The following is a 17,726-nucleotide window of genomic DNA, read 5'->3' as shown; positions in this document are numbered from 1 at the left end:
TCAATGGCCAGGCAGCGCGAACACCTCTTCGGGGCTGGAGGCGTCCAGCACGGCGATGGCCCATTGCTGGATCTGTTCCGCAGGCGCAGAAGCCAGGCGCGCTTGCAGGTCGGGGGGCAAGGGGCCGAACCGGTGCGACAGCTGCCGTTCGAGCATTGCCATGCCTGCCGTACGGATGCCTTGCTCGATGCCTTGCGCGAATTTCCTGCGGGCTTCCGCTTCGAGCGCCTCATGGGCCATCTGCCCGATCATTGCCCGCATCCGATTGGCCTCGGCGCGTTTGAACAATCCCATCTCGGTCTCCATGTCTTGAGATTCCAGCAGCTTAATGGCCTGTTCGGCCAATTCGCGATGCGCCCGCAACCATAAGACCAAATCACCGCGCAATTCGGCCATTTCAGGCGCCAGCGTGCCCCGATGCAAGGTCTGCAACGCGGCGAGGAACACTTCGACCGACGCGCCGCTTTCGATCTGGAAGAATGCCGCCGCCAGATTCTCCTCGGGCAGCTCCGCGGAACGAACCGCGCGGATCTGGTCGATCAACAGATAACGCAATCGCGGGCGATACGGTTGCAGCACGTCCGGGCCGCAAAGGAACAGATCGCCGATGTCGCACGCCGCCCGCCAGCGCGAAACGCCGCTGTACAGCACCATCGGAAGCACCGGCGGCAGTGCCAGCGGCAGGCGCCCGACACTGTCCTGGCGCACCAGCTCTTCGCAGAACAGCCCCAGGTACGTCATCATGCGCAACGCCATCCGCGCATCCACCCGGGACTGGAACTCCAGCAGCAGGTAGACCGGCGGACCGTCGCGCCCCGCACGCACGCGCCAGACCAGATCGCCACGCCGCGTCCGCCGGTTCTCGGCGACGAACTCGGCGGACCGTTTTTCCAGGGTGGACCAGTCGAGCTGCCGGGTCCAGCTTTCCGGCGTGAATCCCTGCAGCAGGGATCGCATCATCGGCGGGTGCGAAAACAGGCGTTTGTAGAGGGTGTCGTGGCGGGTCATGGCGCCTTCATCAAGAGTCCGGGATGACCGATACGCTACCGGCGCGGCCGGCTGGCAGGCCGCGCCGCGCACGCTTTCATCCATTGCGGGATCTACGTACGTCGCTCGGCGCGCGCCTCGAATCCCACGCCCAGCCAGCGACGAGGATTGCCGCACGCGCCATCGGCAAAGGCCCACCGGACGCCCCGCCTTGCGCCGCCGGCCGATATCCCGCACCATTCCCGAATCCACCATCCCCCAGCAAGGCGCCCTGCCCTCATGTTCAGCGAAGCGGAAACCGATCCCGTCCTGGCCAAGGAAACGTTCAAGTCCCACGAGACACGCCTGCGCACCGCGCTGCTCAAGGCGCAATACGACCTGCTGAAAAAAGCGGACCGTTCGCTGCTGATCGTGGTGGCCGGCATCGACGGCGCCGGCAAGGGCGCCACGATCAACCTGCTGAACGAATGGATGGATCCGCGCCACATCCACACCATGGCATTCGGCGATCCCGCCGAGTCCGAGGCGCAGCGCCCGCCGCTGTGGCGTTACTGGAACGAGCTGCCGGAGAACGGCCGCATCGGCATCGTCTTCGGCTCCTGGTACCAGCCCCTGCTGCGCGAAGCCGCGCGCAAGAAGCCCGATGCCGATGTGCTGGAACGCCATGCCACGCACGTGCGTGCGTTCGAGGCGCAGCTTGCCGCCAACGGCGTGCAGGTGATCAAGCTCTGGTATCACCTGTCGGCGCAAGCGCAGGCCGAACGCACCGAGCGCCTGCTGGCCAGCCCCGAGACCTCATGGCAGGTGACGCCCGCCGACCGCAAGGTGGCCAGGAAATTCAAGCGGCTGCGCTCGGCGGCCGAGGTCGCGCTGACGCACACGGACGTGCCGCACGCGCCGTGGGTGGTGGTACCCAGCGCCGATGAATCCATGCGCACCGTCAGCACCGCCGAGGCCGTGCTGCGCGCATTGCGCCGGCGCAGCCTGCCCCGCGTGGCGCAGCCGCGCACGCCAGCCCGTCCGCGCATCACCGACCGCCTCGGCAAACTGGATTACGCGGTGCACGCCGACAAGGACGACTACGACACCGAGCTGGGCCTGCTGCAGGGCCGGCTGGCGCGCGCGGTGCGCTCGCCGAAGTTCGACGCGCATTCGCTGGTGCTGGTGTTCGAGGGCCAGGACGCGGCGGGCAAGGGCGGCGCCATCCGGCGCGTCACGCAGGCGCTGGATGCGCGCCAGTTCGACATCACGCCGGTGTCCGCGCCCGCGCCATACGAGCTGGCCCGGCCCTATTTGTGGCGCTTCTGGCGCCGCATTCCCTCGCACGGGCGCGTCGCCATCTTCGACCGCTCGTGGTATGGCCGGGTGCTGGTCGAGCGGGTCGAGAAGTTCACCCCGCCCGCCGCATGGCAGCGCGCCTACGGCGAGATCAACGACTTCGAGAAGCAGCTGGCCGACAGCGGCGCCATCGTGCTGAAGTTCTGGCTGGCGGTGACGGCCGACGTGCAGCTCGAACGCTTCCAGGAGCGGGAATCCTCGCCCTTCAAGAACTTCAAGATCACGCCCGACGACTGGCGCAACCGCGAGAAATGGCAGCCCTATGCCGATGCGGCCAACGAGATGATGGCGCGCACCGACAGCAGCCATGCGCCGTGGCACCTGGTCCCGGCCAACGACAAGCGCCATGCGCGCCTGCAAGTGCTGCGCCACGTGGTGCATGCACTGGAATCCCAACTCTGACTTGCCGACACCCATGTCCGACCTGCTGATCCGCCCTGTTTCCCCCGACGATTTCGATGCCTGGCTGCCGCTGTGGAAAGGCTATCAATCGTTCTACCGCGTCGACATCACCGATACGGTCACGCGCAACACCTGGGAGCGCTTCCTCGATCCCGCGCAGCCCATGCATGCCGCGCTGGCGATGCAGGACGGGCGCGCGGTCGGGCTGGTGCACTGGATCTATCATCGGTCCACGTGGACGGCAGGCGACTACTGCTACCTGCAGGACCTGTTCGTGGCGCCCGACGTGCGCGGCACCGGCGCGGGACGCGCACTGATCGAACACGTGTACGCCGACGCCCAGCGCAACAACACGCCCCGCGTGTACTGGCTGACGCACGAGACCAACCAGACCGCCATGCAGCTGTACGACCGCATCGCCGACCGGTCCGGCTTCGTGCAGTACCGCAAAACGCTGCCGTTGAACGCCTCGCATTGATCCAGGAGCCCTTCATGAGCAACCACGATGCCGATTGCCCGCTCTGCCAGCAGGCGGGCGGCGCGCTGCTGTGGCGCGGCGACCAGCTGCGCGTGATAGAAGTCGACGATGCCGACTACCCCGGCTTCACGCGCGTGGTGTGGAACGCGCACGTGGCCGAGATGACCGCCCTGTCCGAACCGGACCGCGACCGCGTCATGCGCGCCGTGTATGCCGTGGAGCGGGCGCAGCGCGAGGTGCTGCATCCGGACAAGGTCAACCTGGCCGCGCTGGGCAACATGGTGCCGCACCTGCACTGGCACGTGATTCCGCGCTGGCGCGGCGACCGGCACTTTCCCGACGCGGTCTGGGCCGCGCCGCGCGTGGCAGCGGGCGCCGAGACGCCCGTCTGGCACGACCGGCAGGCCCGCGTGCGCGCATTGCTGCCGCGGTACCGGGAACGGCTGCTCCAGGCGCTGAGCGCACTGGCCTGACACCGCCGGCCGCCGCCTTGCTGCACCGCGGCATGCGGCCGCCGAGCCGTGCGGCGCATTGCGGGTTAACATGACCATTGCTCCGGGGTGCACGCCAGTGCTGAGATTCAGACCCGCGAACTTGACCCGGCTCATACCGGCGTAAGAAGAGCATCGACCTCGGCAGGGTCCCGCGTGGCACACACGCGCCCTTGCGCAGGGCGGGCTTCGGAGTTTCCCTGCACAGGAATCACGAACGCCCATGAACCACGCCCAACCCCCGGTTGCGGACCTGCTCTCATTCATCGCCCAGGACGGCTGCACCGACGACCAGTTCGACGAGATCGCGCTGCGCCTGTTCGCCTACCAATACGCGGCCAACGCGCCATATCGCAGCTTCTGCCAGCGCCGCGGCGCCACGCCGCGCACCGTGAAGACGTGGAGCGACATCCCGGCCGTGCCCATCGACGCCTTCAAGGCGATGGAGCTGCGCTGCGAGCCGCCCCTGCCGGGCGAGCGCGTCTTCATGACCAGCGGCACCACGCGCGCCGACATGCGCGGACGGCACTTCCATCCCCGGCTGGACGTCTACGATCTCTCCATGACGCGCAACTTCGCCGCGCGCGTCATGCGGGGAGTGGCCCGCATGCCCATGGGCATCCTGTTCCCGGACGAAGCCGCGATGCCGAACTCGTCGCTGGCCCACTATCTGGCGCTGGCCAGGACGGCCTTCGGCACGGACGACAGCCGCTATTTCATGTCGCCGCGGGGCATCGACCTGCAAGGCCTGTTGCAGCGCCTGGAACAGGCCGAACAGCGCGCCGAGCCCTATGCCCTGCTGGGCGCGAGCTTCAGCTTCGTGCACGTGATCGACGCGCTGCGCCAGGCGGGCCGCACGTTCCGCCTGGCGCCGGGCAGCCGCATCCTGGACACCGGTGGCTACAAGGGCCAGTCGCGCGAACTGCCGCTGGACACGTTCTATGCCGAACTGTCGGAACTGCTGGGCGTGCCGCGCGCGCTGTGCATCAACATGTACGGCATGACGGAACTGAGCACGCAGTTCTACGACGACGGCAACGTGGACGTGCCGTCGGTGAAGTCGGGCCCGCACTGGATACGCTCGCGCCTGGTCGATCCCGCCACCGGCCGCACCGTGCCGGCCGGCGAGCGCGGCATCCTGGCGCATTGCGACCTGGGCAACTTCAATTCCGTCAGCACGATCCTCACCGAAGACGTCGGCGAGCCCGCGGAGGGCGGCTTCCTGCTGCTGGGCCGCGCCGAAGGCGCGCAGGCCAAGGGCTGCTCGCTGGCGGTGGAAGAGTTCGTCCGGTCGGCGGCGGCATGAGCCCGCCGGGCCGCCCCAAGGGCGAATACCGCGGTGCGCAGGAGCGAGCATGAACGTACGCAGGATCGAGGCGGGCTATCTGCCGGGGTTGCCGTCCGACCAGGTGCGATGGCAGACGCTGCCCTTCGTCCGGGACGGCCAGCGACTGGACGTCGCGGTGCCGGTGCTGTCCGCGGCGCAGATGCAGGCGCTGGCCGAGCGCGTCGGGCAGGCCAGCGCCCGGCACCTGAAGACCATGACCGTGTCGGAGATCATCGCCGTCATCGACCGCGCCATCGCACGGCTGCTCGACCGCGACGATCCGTATCGCCGGCAGGCCGACGCGCTGTTGCCGCTGGTCAGCGGCTACGACCCCGAGATGGTCCGCCTGGGCCTGACCGGCTTCTTCAAGACGTTTCGCGCGCCGCAGCTGCATCGCTTCGTGGCAGAGGACTTCGCCAACCCGAAAGTGCTCGACGGCTTCCAGCCGGCACCCAAGGGCGGCGCGGTATGCGCCCACGGGCCGCGGCTGCTGGCCCACAGCTGGGCCGGCAACGTGCCCGCGCTGGCGCTGTGGAGCCTGGTATGCGGGCTGTTGGTCAAGGCCGGCAGCATCGGCAAGCTGCCCAGCGCCGAACCGCTGTTCGCCGGCTGGTTCGCGCGCCTGCTGGCCGAAGTGCATCCGCCGCTGGCCGAGTGCCTGGCCGTGGTGTGGTGGCGCGGCGCGGGCGGCGAAGAGGCGGACGCCCTGTACGCACAGGCCGATACCGTGGTGGCGTACGGCGGCAACGACGCGTTGCACGCCATCCAGCGCCGCCTGCCGGTGACGACGCGCCTGCTGGCCCACGGCCACAAGCTGGGCTTCGGCGTGGTCAGCGCCAGTGCGCTGGACGCCGTGAACGCCCCCGTGCTGGCGCGCCGCGCCGCTTGGGACGTGATGCGCTACGACCAGCAGGGCTGCTATTCGCCCCACGTCTTCTACGTGCAGCGCGGCGGACCGGTCTCGCCGCGCGACTTCGCGGGCTACCTGGGCGCGGAGCTGGCCAACCTGCAACGGCGCTTTCCGCGCCGCGCGCTGGACCTGGAGGAATCGGCCAGCGTGGCGAAGTGGCGGCAATCGATCGAATGGACGCTGCCGGCCAGCGATGCGCTGCTGGGCGAGCCCGACGCCGCCTGGAACGTGGCCTACGTCGACGCGCCGCGCGTGCTGGCCCCGACGGCCCTGCAACGCAGCATCGTCGTGGCGGCCATCGATACGCTGGACCAGGTGGCCCCCGCCCTGGCCGGCCTGCATGCCTACCTGCAGACCGCGGGCGTGGCCGCCGCGCCGCACGAGCTGTATGCGCTGGGCGTACAACTGGGCGCGGCGGGCGTCACCCGCATCAGCGCGCTGGGCGCCATGAGCACGCCCGAAGCCGGCTGGCATCACGACGGCCGCTTCAACCTGCTGGACCTGGTCCGCATGACCGAGATCGAGCAATCCGCCGAAGCAGCGGCCGAGCCCCATGCGGAGTACGAGCCATGAGCGCGCCAGTGCGCTCGACCAACGGGGGCCGGCGTGCGCGGCACAGGGGCGCGGCGGCGAGCGAGCCGCCCCATCCCGAGCGCGATGACCGGCACGCCTGGCCCGATGGCGTCCGCATGCGTCGTCCGGGCCGCGTCGACGATGCGTTCCGCAGCTCGCCGCAGGAATGCATTCCGACATGACCTCGCCCTTCCTGGACCTGCGGCAGGTCACCTACGGCTACCCCGGCCATCCGCCCATCGTGGACGGCGTGGACTGGCGGCTGGACGCCGGCGCCTTCCATTGCCTGGTGGGACGCAGCGGCTGCGGCAAGACCACGTTGCTGAAGCTGGCCGCGGGCCTGCTGGCGCCACGGTCGGGCCGCATCGAGACCGCCGACGGCTCGCCCGCAGCCGCCGGACCGCAACTGGGCTATGTGTTCCAGGCGCCCACGCTGCTGGAATGGCGCCACGTCATCGACAACGTGCTGCTGCCGGTATCGCTGCAACGCAAGCCGCGGGACGCCGACCACGAACGCGCGCAGGCCCTGCTGGCGCTGCTGGGCCTGTCCGCGCATGCCCGCCATCATCCCCGCCAGCTGTCCGGCGGCCAGCAGAGCCGCGTGGCGCTCGCGCGCGCCCTGATCCTGGACCCGGCGCTGCTGCTGCTGGACGAACCCTTCGCCGCGCTGGACGCCATCACGCGCGGCGAGCTGCAGGACGACCTGATGCGCATGTGCCGCGCGCGCGGCACCACCGTCCTGTTCGTCACGCATGACATCGGCGAGGCCGTATACCTGGGCGATCGCGTGGGCGTGATGCAGCATGGCCGACTGACGGCCGACATCGCCGTGGACCTGCCGGGGCCGCGCACGCAGGCCATGCGCCACGAGCCCGCCTTCAATCGCTATTGCGCACGGGTCCACGACGCCATGACGGGAGGCCGCCCATGAAGCCCGTGCTGCAATCCCGCCTGCTGCCGGCGGCGCTGCTGGTGGCGCTGGTCGCAGCCTGGGAGATCGTCGCGCGGCAGACGGGCATCTCGGCGCTGGTGCTGCCCGCGCCGTCGGCCGTGGCGCGCACGCTGTGGACCAGCCTGGCCACCGGCTACCTGTGGCCGCACATCGGCGCGACGGTTGCCGAGATGCTGCTGGGCCTGGCGCTGGGCGGCGCGGCCGGCCTGGCCATGGGCGTGGCGCTGGCGGAATCCGCCGTGCTGGACCGCATGCTCAAGCCCTACGTCATCGTCAGCCAGGTCGTGCCCAAGCTGGCGCTGGCGCCGCTGTTCGTGCTGTGGTTCGGCTTCGGCCTGGCGCCCACGGTGGTGATGACCGCGCTGATCTGCTTCTTTCCCCTGATGGAAAACACCCTGACCAGCCTGCGGCAGGTCGATCCCGACCGCCTGCAGCTGTTCCGCATGCTGGGCGCCACGCGCCTGCAGACCCTGCTGCGCCTGAAGCTGCCCGCCGGCCTGCCCGGCATCCTGGCGGGCCTGAGGGTGGCGCTGGTGCTGGCGCTGGTCGGCGCGGTCGTCGGCGAGTTCATCGGCGCCAGCCAGGGCCTGGGCGCGGTCATCATCGCCGCGCAAGGCATGATGGACACGCCCCTGATGTTCGCGGCGCTGGCGGCCATCGCCGCCATCGGGCTGCTGGGCTACCAGGCCGTCCTCCTGCTGGAACGGCGCCTGCTGCGCTCCTACGCGAATCAACCATGACTTACAGGATCTCCGCCATGCCGTCGTCTCCCACCCGCCGCGCGCTGCTGGCCGCGGCCGCGAGCCTTGCCGCCGCGTCGCTGGCGCCCGCCGCGGCGCGCGCCCAGGCCGCCACGCTCGTCAAGGCCACCGTGGCCGGCTGGAGCAAGCCCATCTCCGAGATCACCAACCTGCTGGCAGAGCCCGACCAGGGTTTCTTCAAGGCGCAGGGGCTGGAGCTGGCCTATCTGCCGGGCGCCGGGGGCGGCGATGCCATCCGCAACATCCTGAGCGGCCAGGCCGACGTGGCCTTCACCGATCCCGGCTCGTTGTTCTTGGCACTGGACAAGGGCGAGAAGCTGCGCGCCATCTACGACATCTATCCGCAGAACGTCTTCAACGTGGTGTCCCGCAAGTCGGCCAACATCACGCGGCCGGCCGACCTGAAGGGCAAGCGCATCGGCGTCTACAGCCTCTCCAGCGGCACGCGCCAGAATCTGCTGGTGCTGCTGCACCAGGCCGGGCTGACCGAGCGCGACGTGCAGATCGTGGTGACCGGCGTGCTGAACTTCGCGCCGCTGCTGCAAGGCCAGGTCGACGCCACCGCCGCCACCGACACCGGCCTGCTGGTGGGCCGGCGCCGCGGGCTGGGCGAAGTCGACGTCATGGAAATCCGCGATACGCTCAACGTCTCCAGCGACCTGTTCGTGGTGCGCGAGCAGGTCTACCAGCAGCGCCAGCCCATGCTGCGCGCGTTCCTGAAGGCCTATCGCGACAGCGCGGCCTGGATGATCGCGCGGCCGGAACAGGCCGCGGCCATCGCGTCGAAGCGGGCCATCGACGGCACCGATCCCGAGGTGAACCTGGAGGTCATCCGCCTGCGTAACGCCTCGGCGCAGGCCGCGGGACGCGCGCTGGGCGCATTCGACCTGCCGTCGCTGCAGAAGGCGGCCGACGCCTATCGCGCGCTGGGCCTGATCCAGCACCCCATCGACGTGGCGGGCGTGGTCGACGCCAGCCTGCTGCCGGGAGCCTGACGATGAATGGATCGTTGCCGCGCGCGCCCTGCTTGCAGCACAGCCCGATGGAGGCGGCATGAACACTTCGACATTCGCGGGCAAGGTAGTGCTGGTGACCGGCGCCAGCCGCGGCATCGGCGCCGGGATCGCGCGCGCCTTCGCGCGCGAGGGCGCGACGGTAGTGGTGAATTACCTGAGCAACGTGGCGGCGGCCGATGAAGTGGTCGCACAGTGCCGGGCCGCGGGGGGCGACGCCTGGGCCGCGCAGGCCGACGTGAACGATCCGCAGGCCGTGCAAGCCATGGTCGACGGCATCGTGCAGGAGACCGGCCGCCTGGACGTGGTGGTCAACAACGCGTTCCGGGCCTACGCCTTCGATCCTCGCCAACGCACCGCGTTCGACGCGCTGCAATGGGGCGACTACCAGTCGCAGTTCGACGGCGCGGTCGGCGCGGCCTTCCACGTGTGCCGCGCCGCGCTGCCGCATTTCAAGCAGCGCGCGCAGGGCTGCATCGTCAACATCGCCACGAACCTGGTCGAACACCCGGTCGTGCCGTACCACGACTACACCACATCCAAGGCGGCGCTGGTCGCGTTCAGCCGCAACCTGGCGACGGAACTGGGGCCTTTCGGCATCCGCGTGAACTGCGTCGCGCCGGGCCTGGTCTATCCGACCTCGGCCAGCGCCGCCACGCAGCAGTCGTTCCGCGACGCCCTGGCCGCCGCCACGCCGCTGCGCCGCATCGCGCGGCCCGAGGACGTGGCCGGCCCGGTGCTGTTCCTGGCGTCGGACTGGAGTGGATTCATGACCGGACAGGTGCTGTTCGTGGATGGCGGGCTGGTGATGCGCTGACGGCCGCGCCTGCGTTGGGCAGCGCGCCGGCGCCAACGGCGCCGATGCATTCGCCGCTGCGGCGCTGACCGGCGCGCCACCCGATGGGCGCGCCGGCCAGCGCCGGAAACCGCCCGAGCCATCCGCCGCCTGCGGGATAATGCGGCGTTTCTTCCCACCGGAATCCGCCATGCTCGGCATCCTGGCCGCCCTGCCCGATGAAATCCGTGACCTGCTGCATGACATGGGCCCAGCCGCCCGCACGCGCCGCGTGGGCATGCGCGACTATCACCACGGCATGCTGCATGGCCAGCCCTGCGTGCTGGCGCTGACGCGCATCGGCAAGGTGGCGGCCGCGGCCACCACCGCCACGCTGCTGCGCGAGTTCGAAGTGGACCGCGTGGTGTTCACGGGCGTCGCGGGCGGCGTGGGCGCCGACGTGCGCGTGGGCGACGTGGTGGTCGGCAGCGCGCTGGTGCAGCACGACCTGGACGCCAGCCCGCTGTTTCCGCGCTACGAAGTGCCGCTGTTGCAGACCTCCCGCTTCGTGGCGGACGAAGCACTGGCCGCGCTGCTGCATCGGTGCGCGGCCGAATTCCTGACGCTGCGCGGCGGCACGGCCGGCCTGCATCGCGGGCTGATCGCCACCGGCGACCGCTTCGTGAACGATGCCGCGGTGGTGCGCGAGCTGCGCGGCGCGCTGCCCGACGCGTTGTGCGTGGAAATGGAAGGCGCGGCGGTGGCGCAGGTGTGCCACGAGTTCGGCGTGCCCTGCGCGGTGCTGCGCACGATCTCCGATTGCGCCGACCGGGACGCGCCGGTGGACTTCGCCACGTTCCTGCGCGAGGTGGCCAGCGTGTATTCGGCAGGGATCCTGCGGCGGTTCCTGGCGGAGTTGCCGCGGTAGGCGCCGGGCCGCCGGCCGCATGGCGCGGACCGGTGGCCGCGCCGGCTCTGCCGGGCGCCTCGCAGGCCGACCCGAACCGCCTGTGCCAAAATCCTTGCATGCCGACCGACAACCGACTCGTCCCCCACACGCTGGCCGCGCACGCGGCGCAGCTTCCCGATGCGTGGAAACAGGCGCTGGCCGCGCCCAGCGCCGCGCAGGCCCTGCGGGACGTCATCGCCTACGTCGAGCAACGCCTGGCCGACGGCGCCACGGTGTATCCCACCCGGCCGCTGCGCGCGCTGGAAGACCTGGCGCCGCACCAGGTGCGGGTGGTGATCCTGGGGCAGGACCCCTATCACGGCCCCGGCCAGGCGCAGGGCCTGGCCTTCTCAGTGCCGGACGACTGCAAGACGCCTCCCAGCCTGCGCAACATGCGCAAGGAGATCGCCCGCGACGAGCCGGGCAGCGCGGTCTCGGGAAACGACCTGTCGGGCTGGCTGGCGCAGGGCGTGTTGCTGCTGAACACCTCGTTGACGGTGGAAGACGGCCAGGCCGGCGCGCACGCCAAGCGCGGCTGGGAGCGCGTGACCGACGCGCTGATCGCCGCGGTCGCCGCCGACCCCGCACCCAAGGTATTCATGCTGTGGGGCGCGCATGCGCAGGCCAAGCGCGGATTGCTGCCGCCCGAAGGCGGCCATCTGGTGCTGGCGTCCAACCATCCCTCGCCGCTGTCGGCCACGCGCGGACCCGAGCCCTTCGTGGGATGCGGCCATTTCGGTCGCGCCAATGCCTGGCTGCGCGAGCGCGGGCAGGCGCCCATCGACTGGTCGACCGGCCGCGGCGGCATGCAGGGCGAGTCGCCGGCCGAGCCGGACACGGGCTCGCTGCTCCTGTTCCCCTCCGGGCCTACTGCGTGAAATAGACCCTGTCTTCGCCGCCGGCCCCACGGGCCAGGGCGGCCAGGGCCAGGAGCAGCGGAACCAGGTCCTGCGCATCGCAGTTCAATTCCTCGGTTCGTGACCATTCCAGCGCGATGCGCTGGATGTCGGCCTCGTCCCTCTGCGCCAGCGCGGCCACCAGGTCCTGCGGCAGCTCGAACAGTTCGCCGTCCGCATCGGCTTCCAGCGGCGCCAGCTCGTGCCGGTCGAAGTCGAATTCCTCGCCGGTGACGATGGCGTAGAGATTGCTCAGGTCCAGGTCGGTGATGCCGCCGAACTCGAACAGGTCGCGGACGGTGCCGCCCTGCCCGCCGACATGGTCGATCGCGTCGCCGCGGCGGGCGAGAAACAGGGTGTTGGGAAGAGACATGCGTGACTCCAAGGGTCGATGAAGACCGGCCGGTCCGGGGGATGACCGCCTGCCGCGCACGGCCGGGCGGGCGAGGCGCCCATACTGATGCGAGGCTGAGCAGCCGGCAAACCGACGGTGACATTCCCGCCCACCTTGCCATCGCGGCGCCTGTCGACCCGCCCCCTTAGTCCAACGGGCGGCAAAACAACAATCCGGGGTTGTTCCAGTTGCAATTACTGCGAACAGATGACAAGCACGAAGAATTCGGGTTATGATTGTGGCACTGCACAAAAGATTCGGCATCTATTTTTAGTTCGCGCAACGGCGCGCAACTTGCCAGCAGACAGCCAGATTGGCCCAAGACCGGCACCCCTCCATGGGCCGGCACGACTGCCAAACAAGGCCCGATGCCGAACAACATCGATTCCTGACCTCTTTCCTTTCGCCCCGCGTTCGCCACACTGGAACGCAATCCGCGCACGGTTGATTCGGTCGGCACGATGCTCCGTCAACCGCTGCCTGGATCCCGGCCCCCTACCCTATATCGGCCGGCCCGGCGCATATGCTGCTTCTCGCGGCAAGGGAAAGTTATGTCTTTCGCTGAACTGGGCCTAGCGTCCACTCTTCTGTCGGCCCTGTCGGACGCCGGTTTCACTACTCCCACCAGCGTGCAAGCCTCCGCCATCCCCCAGGCGCTGGCCGGCCACGACCTGATGGTCTCTTCGCAGACCGGCAGCGGCAAGACCGCCGCCTTCATGCTGCCCGCCCTGAACCGCATCGCCCAGCAGCCCGGCAACGGCGGCGTGGGCGTGCAGGTGCTGGTGCTGGCTCCGACGCGTGAGCTGGCCCTGCAAGTCACCGAAGCCACCCAGAACTACGGCCGCAACCTGCCGGGCCTGCGCACGGCCACCGTCGTGGGCGGCATGCCCTACGGCGCGCAGCTGAAGGCGCTGTCGCGCCGCGTCGACGTGCTGGTCGCCACGCCCGGCCGCCTGCTGGATCACCTGCAGGCCGGCCGCGTCAAGCTCAACACCGTGCACACGCTGGTGCTGGACGAAGCCGACCGCATGCTGGACATGGGCTTCATCGAGGACATCGAGACCATCATCAGCCGCCTGCCCGAGACGCGCCAGACGCTGCTGTTCTCGGCCACGCTGGACGGCACGGTGGCCAAGCTGGCCGCCAAGATGATGCGCGATCCCCAGCGCATCGAAGTGGCTGGCGCCAAGGAAAAGCACGCCAACATCACGCAAAGCCTGCTGTACGCCGACGACGCCGCGCACAAGATGCAGCTGCTGGATCACGTGCTGCGCGACACGCGCCTGGACCAGGCCATCGTCTTCACGTCGACCAAGCGCGGCGCCGACGACCTGGCCGACCGCCTGGCCGAGCAAGGTTTCGCCGCGGCCGCCCTGCACGGCGACATGAACCAGCGCCAGCGCACCCGCACGCTCACCCAGCTGCAACGCGGCCAGGTCCGCGTGCTGGTGGCCACCGACGTGGCCGCGCGTGGCATCGACGTGCAAGGCATCAGCCACGCCGTGAACTTCGACCTGCCGATGCAGGCCGAGGACTACGTGCACCGTATCGGCCGCACCGGCCGCGCCGGCCGCGACGGCCTCGCCTACACGCTGGCCGTGCATTCCGAGCGCCACAAGATCCGCCGCATCGAGTCGTACATCGGCCAGTCGATCAACTCCGAGACCATCGCCGGCCTGGAGCCCAAGCGCACGCCGCGTCCCTCCGCGGGCGGCAGTGGCGGTTTCTCGCGCCACGGCAAGCCCGGCGGTGCCGGCAAGCGCCCCGGCGGCTTCGGCGGCCAGCGCCGTGAGGGCGGCTGGGCCCCGCGCGAAGGCGCGCCGCGTGCCCCGCGTGAATTCGGTGGCGATCGTCCCCAGCGCGACTTCGGCGACCGTCCGGCCCGCGACTTCGGCGGCGAGCGTCGCGAGGGTGGCTACGCTGCGCGCGGCGACGGCTTCAAGCGCGAAGGTGGTTTCAGCGAGCGCAAATCTTTCGGCGATCGCCGCGAAGGCGGCTACGCCCCGCGCGGTGATGGCTTCAAGCGCGAAGGCGGTTTCGCTCCTCGCGGCGACGGCTTCAAGCGCGAAGGCGGTTTCGCTCCTCGCGGCGATGGCTTCAAGCGCGAAGGCGGTTTCGGCGAACGCAAATCCTTTGGCGATCGTCGCGAAGGCGGCTTCGCTCCTCGCGGTGACGGCTTCAAGCGCGAAGGCGGCTACGCCCCGCGTGGCGATGGCTTCAAGCGCGAAGGCGGTTTCGGCGAGCGCCGTGAAGGCGGTTTCGCCCCGCGCGGCGAAGGCTTCAAGCGCGAAGGCTTTGCCCCGCGTGCGGACGGCTTCAAGCGCAGCGGTGAAGGCTTCAAGCCGCGCGGCGACAAGCCGGCTGGCGCCCGTCCCGGCAAGCCCGGCGGCCGCCGCGACTTTGCCTGAGACTGATTGCCGGACCGGCTGACACGCCGCCCGGATGGATGTACAACGAGCCCCCTGGCGCGGTGACGCCCAGGGGGCTTCGTCATGCGCGCCACCTGTCGCCGAGCCTCGGCCGAGGGCGACCCGGACGGGCCGTCAGGACACGGCGCCGAACAGCCGGTTGCCCCCCGGGGCGCGGCAAAGGCGCACAGGGTCCGTACGTGGACCGATGCCCGGTCCCGGCTCCGGACGGGAGCGGCCGCCCCTGCCTGCACCCGCGTGCAGCCGCGCAGCCCGCTTCAGTCCTTAAGCTGCCCCGCCCGCAGGCAGCCCGCCAGCTCCACGAGCGACGCACTGCCCTCGGTCACCAGCACCCACGCCCGTTCGCAGGCATCGGGCGGCAGCACGCCCGCCGCATTGGCCATGAACTTCGCCCGCACCTGATCCGCATCCGCGGGCCGCTCGGCGCTGCCACGCACCTGGGGCACGCCGGCCTGCAGGCGGCGCCCGTCGGCCAGCCGCACCGACAGGTCCGCCGCGAAGCGCTGGGGAAAACCGCTGTCCCTCCAAGGCTCGGCATCGATGCGCGCGGCCAGCGCCACGGCGTCCGCGTCCAGGCCGGAGCCCGTCATCGCGGCCAGGTCCACAGGCCGCCCCAGCAGGGCCAGCGCCACGCAATAGGGCAGGCTGTACTTGGCGTCGTTGCTGTCGCGCGGCGCCTGCTTGGTCGCCCAGGGCTCGGCGATGACCAGCGCCGCGCCGGCCGCGACCTTGCAGTGCGCCGCGACGATCTCCTGGCCCTGTGCCTGCGCATGCAGCTGCTGCGCGCACTCCAGGTAGGGATGGATGTAATGGCAGCATGGGTGGAACTTGAAGGCAGCCTCGGCCAGCGCCCAGCGGCTGCCCAGCGTATCCAGCGACTGCGCCAGCCGCGCGCCGGCCTCGGGCGCATCGGCATAGGCGCGGAATACGCCGTGCCTGCCTTCCAGCACCGTCAGCGGGCCGGTCAGGCCCGCCTGCGCCAGGCTGGCCGCCCATAGCCCGCCGTGCGCCGCCCAGCCCGGATGCATGGCCTTGACGCGCGACCCGTTGCTGAGGAATTCAAAGATACCGCCCCCCTGGCTGCCGGCGATGCCCATGGCCTGCACCGCGGTTTCGGCGGACGCGCCGCGCGCCAGCGCGGCCAGCAGCGCCGCCACCACCACGCCGCCCACCGACGTGACCTGGAAGCCGCGGCGCTGAAAATCGCCGGGTGCGGCTTCGCCCAACCGCACCAGCAGTTCCCAGCCCGCCACCACCAGGCGCACCACCTCGTCCATGTCGCGCCCGGCCTCTTCCGCCGCGGCCAGCACGGCCGCCACCACGACGGCGCTGCCATGCACGATGGAGCCCATGTGCGTGTCGTCGTACTCCAGCGAGTGGATGGACATGCCGTTGAACAAGGCCGCCGTCGCCGCGGGCACGGCGGTGGAAAATCCCAGGACCGTGGCGCCGGACGCGGCTGGCTGGCCGGCGATCAGGCCTTGCAGCATGCGGCGATGCACGGGCACGCTGGCCGCCCCCAGCCCCACGCCCAACGCATCGGCCACGTGCAACCGTGCCAGCGCCGCCACCTCGGACGGCACGTCGGCCAAGCGCAGCGACTGCGCGTACTCGGCCATGCGCAGGGACAGCGGCGGCTGCGCGGCGGTCATGCCGCCCCCGCCGCGTGGCGCCCGGCCAGATACCCCAGCCCGATGGCCGTCAGCAATCCATTGCCCGAACAATACCCGCCGGCCCCCGCCGCGCCGCTGATGCCCGCCGCCGCGCCGCCGCCCGCATACAGGCCGGTGATGGGTCGGCCATCGGACCGCAGCACGCGGCCATGCGCATCCACCGCCAGGCCGCCTTGGGTATGGAACAGACCGGGCGTGACCCTGCAGATCCACAACCGGCCCTGCAGCGGCGCCAGGCCGAAATGGCGACGGCCCTGCGCATCGCCGCCGCCCCGCCCGGCGGCCGCGCGATAGTCCGCCAGCGTCGCGGCCAGGACCTCGGCCGGCAATGCGAAGGGCGCGGCCAGCTGCGCGGCATCGTCGCCGCCCTTCACGCCGCCATGGTCGACCAGTTCCTGGAACTCTTCTTCCTTGCTGGCCAGGGCCTTGATGCGGTCGTCGAAGATGGCGTACACCGGCATGCTCTGCTCCAGCACGTGGCGCGCATAGGCGGAATAGCCCAGGTCTTCGTTGCCGAAGCGCTCGCCGTTCGCGTTGACCAGGATGCCGCCCTTCTCGATCGTGGTCCACGACAGCAGCGAACCATGCGGATAGGCCACGGCCGCGTAGCCCTGGTAGGCCTGCATGTTGGCCAGCCGCGCGCCCAACTGCTCGCCCCAGGCCACGGCCTCGCCCTCGCTGCCCAGCGCGCCGAAGTACTCGGCGCCGGCGATCTCGCTGCAGTAGCGGCGCACCAGCTCACGGTTGGCCGCGAAGCCGTTGGAGGCCAGGATGACGGCGCGCGCGCCGATGCGCGTGGTGTCCACCCCCGCCCCCGCCACCTGCGCGCCGATCACGGCGCCCGCCTCGTCCACATAAAGCGTCGTCACGGGGTTGTTCGTGGCCAGCGGGATCTCGCGCCTCTGCACGGCGGCCAGCAGGTCGTCCACCAGGTCCTGCCCGCGGCGCGACACCGGCGCATGCAGGCGCGGCACGGTATGGCCGACGTGGCAATAGTCGGTGATCAGCGCCATGCGTGCGCCCACCTTGTCGACCAGCCATTCGCACAGCGGCGCCGAGGTTTCGGCCATCAGCCGCGTCAACCCGGGCAGTTCGCCGTCGCCGGCCTGGCGGATCAGGTCCTCGATCATGCGGGCGGGCGAGTCCTCGATGCCCGCCTCGCGCTGGAAGCGGCTGCCCGCGCCTGGCACGGAGCCGGTGCTCAGCGACGAATTGCCGCCCGGACGCTCGCGCTTTTCCAGGATGGCGACCTGCGCGCCCTCGTCGTGCGCGGCAATGGCCGCGGCCAGCCCGCAGCCGCCGGCGCCCACCACCAGCACGTCCACTTCCAGGTCCCATTGCACGGAACCGCCCACCCTCTCGATTGCTGCGTTCATGA

General features: G+C 70.5%; 16 protein-coding genes and 1 riboswitch. Of the genes, 12 read left to right on the top strand and 4 right to left on the bottom strand.

Translation table 11 applies throughout. From position 1 onward, the window contains the following. Window positions 1-1,008: an Rpn family recombination-promoting nuclease/putative transposase gene (locus tag FS845_RS06650; protein ID WP_186332188.1), complete on the bottom strand. Its 1,008-nt coding sequence runs from the start codon at window positions 1,006-1,008 to the stop codon at window positions 1-3. 258 nt (window positions 1,009-1,266) lie between these two features. On the opposite strand from FS845_RS06650, the gene pap reads away from it, so the two are divergent. From pap to FS845_RS06595, 11 genes are all read left to right on the top strand, one after another. Next, entirely contained in the window at window positions 1,267-2,727 is a 1,461-nt protein-coding gene (pap, locus tag FS845_RS06645; RefSeq protein WP_144631663.1) for a polyphosphate:AMP phosphotransferase, read from the top strand. Between the two features lie 13 nt (window positions 2,728-2,740). Continuing rightward, a complete protein-coding gene (locus FS845_RS06640) occupies window positions 2,741-3,205 on the top strand; it encodes a GNAT family N-acetyltransferase (protein ID WP_144631660.1) in 465 nt (154 codons plus the stop codon). Between the two features lie 14 nt (window positions 3,206-3,219). Continuing rightward, window positions 3,220-3,678 carry an HIT family protein gene (locus FS845_RS06635; protein WP_144631657.1) on the top strand — a complete coding sequence of 153 codons (459 nt, stop codon included), beginning with the start codon at window positions 3,220-3,222 and terminating at the stop codon, window positions 3,676-3,678. A gap of 73 nt (window positions 3,679-3,751) precedes the next feature. Next, a riboswitch (TPP riboswitch) is annotated at window positions 3,752-3,843 on the top strand. A gap of 76 nt (window positions 3,844-3,919) precedes the next feature. Next, window positions 3,920-5,002 (top strand): long-chain fatty acid--CoA ligase, encoded by a 1,083-nt coding sequence (locus FS845_RS06630; RefSeq protein WP_144631653.1) that lies wholly within the window; start codon window positions 3,920-3,922, stop codon window positions 5,000-5,002. Between the two features lie 49 nt (window positions 5,003-5,051). Continuing rightward, on the top strand, window positions 5,052-6,506 hold the full coding sequence (locus FS845_RS06625) for an acyl-CoA reductase (RefSeq protein ID WP_144631650.1): 1,455 nt from the start codon (window positions 5,052-5,054) through the stop codon (window positions 6,504-6,506). 178 nt (window positions 6,507-6,684) lie between these two features. Further along, on the top strand, window positions 6,685-7,437 hold the full coding sequence (locus FS845_RS06620; RefSeq protein WP_260986192.1) for an ABC transporter ATP-binding protein: 753 nt from the start codon (window positions 6,685-6,687) through the stop codon (window positions 7,435-7,437). Continuing rightward, window positions 7,434-8,198: an ABC transporter permease gene (locus FS845_RS06615; RefSeq protein WP_144631644.1), complete on the top strand. Its 765-nt coding sequence runs from the start codon at window positions 7,434-7,436 to the stop codon at window positions 8,196-8,198. The genes FS845_RS06620 and FS845_RS06615 overlap by 4 nt, the downstream gene beginning before the upstream one ends. Before the next feature lie 17 nt (window positions 8,199-8,215). Further along, complete coding sequence (locus tag FS845_RS06610; protein ID WP_144631641.1) at window positions 8,216-9,214, top strand: ABC transporter substrate-binding protein; 999 nt, start codon at window positions 8,216-8,218, stop codon at window positions 9,212-9,214. A gap of 58 nt (window positions 9,215-9,272) precedes the next feature. Further along, window positions 9,273-10,049 (top strand): 3-oxoacyl-ACP reductase, encoded by a 777-nt coding sequence (locus FS845_RS06605; protein ID WP_144631638.1) that lies wholly within the window; start codon window positions 9,273-9,275, stop codon window positions 10,047-10,049. A gap of 169 nt (window positions 10,050-10,218) precedes the next feature. After that, on the top strand, window positions 10,219-10,935 hold the full coding sequence (locus tag FS845_RS06600; protein ID WP_144631635.1) for a 5'-methylthioadenosine/adenosylhomocysteine nucleosidase: 717 nt from the start codon (window positions 10,219-10,221) through the stop codon (window positions 10,933-10,935). A gap of 98 nt (window positions 10,936-11,033) precedes the next feature. Beyond that, on the top strand, window positions 11,034-11,834 hold the full coding sequence (locus tag FS845_RS06595) for a uracil-DNA glycosylase (RefSeq protein ID WP_144631633.1): 801 nt from the start codon (window positions 11,034-11,036) through the stop codon (window positions 11,832-11,834). Here FS845_RS06595 and FS845_RS06590 read toward each other — a convergent pair. Next, entirely contained in the window at window positions 11,824-12,225 is a 402-nt protein-coding gene (locus tag FS845_RS06590) for a hypothetical protein (RefSeq protein WP_144631630.1), read from the bottom strand. The two genes, FS845_RS06595 and FS845_RS06590, sit on opposite strands and share 11 nt — an antisense overlap. A 572-nt stretch (window positions 12,226-12,797) precedes the next feature. On the opposite strand from FS845_RS06590, the gene FS845_RS06585 reads away from it, so the two are divergent. Then, the gene (locus FS845_RS06585; RefSeq protein ID WP_186332187.1) at window positions 12,798-14,654 is read left to right on the top strand and encodes a DEAD/DEAH box helicase; all 1,857 of its coding nucleotides are present in this window, start codon (window positions 12,798-12,800) and stop codon (window positions 14,652-14,654) included. A gap of 278 nt (window positions 14,655-14,932) precedes the next feature. Here FS845_RS06585 and FS845_RS06580 read toward each other — a convergent pair whose 3' ends face one another. Together FS845_RS06580 and FS845_RS06575 are read right to left on the bottom strand one after the other, a co-directional pair. Beyond that, a complete protein-coding gene (locus FS845_RS06580; RefSeq protein ID WP_144631625.1) occupies window positions 14,933-16,327 on the bottom strand; it encodes an MmgE/PrpD family protein in 1,395 nt (464 codons plus the stop codon). Further along, complete coding sequence (locus tag FS845_RS06575) at window positions 16,324-17,724, bottom strand: FAD-dependent oxidoreductase (RefSeq protein WP_260986191.1); 1,401 nt, start codon at window positions 17,722-17,724, stop codon at window positions 16,324-16,326. The genes FS845_RS06580 and FS845_RS06575 overlap by 4 nt, the downstream gene beginning before the upstream one ends. Window positions 17,725-17,726: the final 2 nt, after the last annotated feature.

The organism is Bordetella genomosp. 13 (assembly GCF_007679965.1).
Lineage (GTDB): Bacteria > Pseudomonadota > Gammaproteobacteria > Burkholderiales > Burkholderiaceae_B > Bordetella.
This window is presented reverse-complemented; position numbering and strand designations above follow the sequence as displayed.

What these genes read in the sequence shown, in the direction of transcription:
- FS845_RS06650 (WP_186332188.1), bottom strand. Translation starts at nt 1,008, where the DNA reads ATGACCCGCCACGACACCCTCTACAAACGCCTGTTTTCGCACCCGCCG.
- pap (WP_144631663.1), top strand. Translation starts at nt 1,267, where the DNA reads ATGTTCAGCGAAGCGGAAACCGATCCCGTCCTGGCCAAGGAAACGTTC.
- FS845_RS06640 (WP_144631660.1), top strand. Translation starts at nt 2,741, where the DNA reads ATGTCCGACCTGCTGATCCGCCCTGTTTCCCCCGACGATTTCGATGCC.
- FS845_RS06635 (WP_144631657.1), top strand. Translation starts at nt 3,220, where the DNA reads ATGAGCAACCACGATGCCGATTGCCCGCTCTGCCAGCAGGCGGGCGGC.
- FS845_RS06630 (WP_144631653.1), top strand. Translation starts at nt 3,920, where the DNA reads ATGAACCACGCCCAACCCCCGGTTGCGGACCTGCTCTCATTCATCGCC.
- FS845_RS06625 (WP_144631650.1), top strand. Translation starts at nt 5,052, where the DNA reads ATGAACGTACGCAGGATCGAGGCGGGCTATCTGCCGGGGTTGCCGTCC.
- FS845_RS06620 (WP_260986192.1), top strand. Translation starts at nt 6,685, where the DNA reads ATGACCTCGCCCTTCCTGGACCTGCGGCAGGTCACCTACGGCTACCCC.
- FS845_RS06615 (WP_144631644.1), top strand. Translation starts at nt 7,434, where the DNA reads ATGAAGCCCGTGCTGCAATCCCGCCTGCTGCCGGCGGCGCTGCTGGTG.
- FS845_RS06610 (WP_144631641.1), top strand. Translation starts at nt 8,216, where the DNA reads ATGCCGTCGTCTCCCACCCGCCGCGCGCTGCTGGCCGCGGCCGCGAGC.
- FS845_RS06605 (WP_144631638.1), top strand. Translation starts at nt 9,273, where the DNA reads ATGAACACTTCGACATTCGCGGGCAAGGTAGTGCTGGTGACCGGCGCC.
- FS845_RS06600 (WP_144631635.1), top strand. Translation starts at nt 10,219, where the DNA reads ATGCTCGGCATCCTGGCCGCCCTGCCCGATGAAATCCGTGACCTGCTG.
- FS845_RS06595 (WP_144631633.1), top strand. Translation starts at nt 11,034, where the DNA reads ATGCCGACCGACAACCGACTCGTCCCCCACACGCTGGCCGCGCACGCG.
- FS845_RS06590 (WP_144631630.1), bottom strand. Translation starts at nt 12,225, where the DNA reads ATGTCTCTTCCCAACACCCTGTTTCTCGCCCGCCGCGGCGACGCGATC.
- FS845_RS06585 (WP_186332187.1), top strand. Translation starts at nt 12,798, where the DNA reads ATGTCTTTCGCTGAACTGGGCCTAGCGTCCACTCTTCTGTCGGCCCTG.
- FS845_RS06580 (WP_144631625.1), bottom strand. Translation starts at nt 16,327, where the DNA reads ATGACCGCCGCGCAGCCGCCGCTGTCCCTGCGCATGGCCGAGTACGCG.
- FS845_RS06575 (WP_260986191.1), bottom strand. Translation starts at nt 17,724, where the DNA reads ATGAACGCAGCAATCGAGAGGGTGGGCGGTTCCGTGCAATGGGACCTG.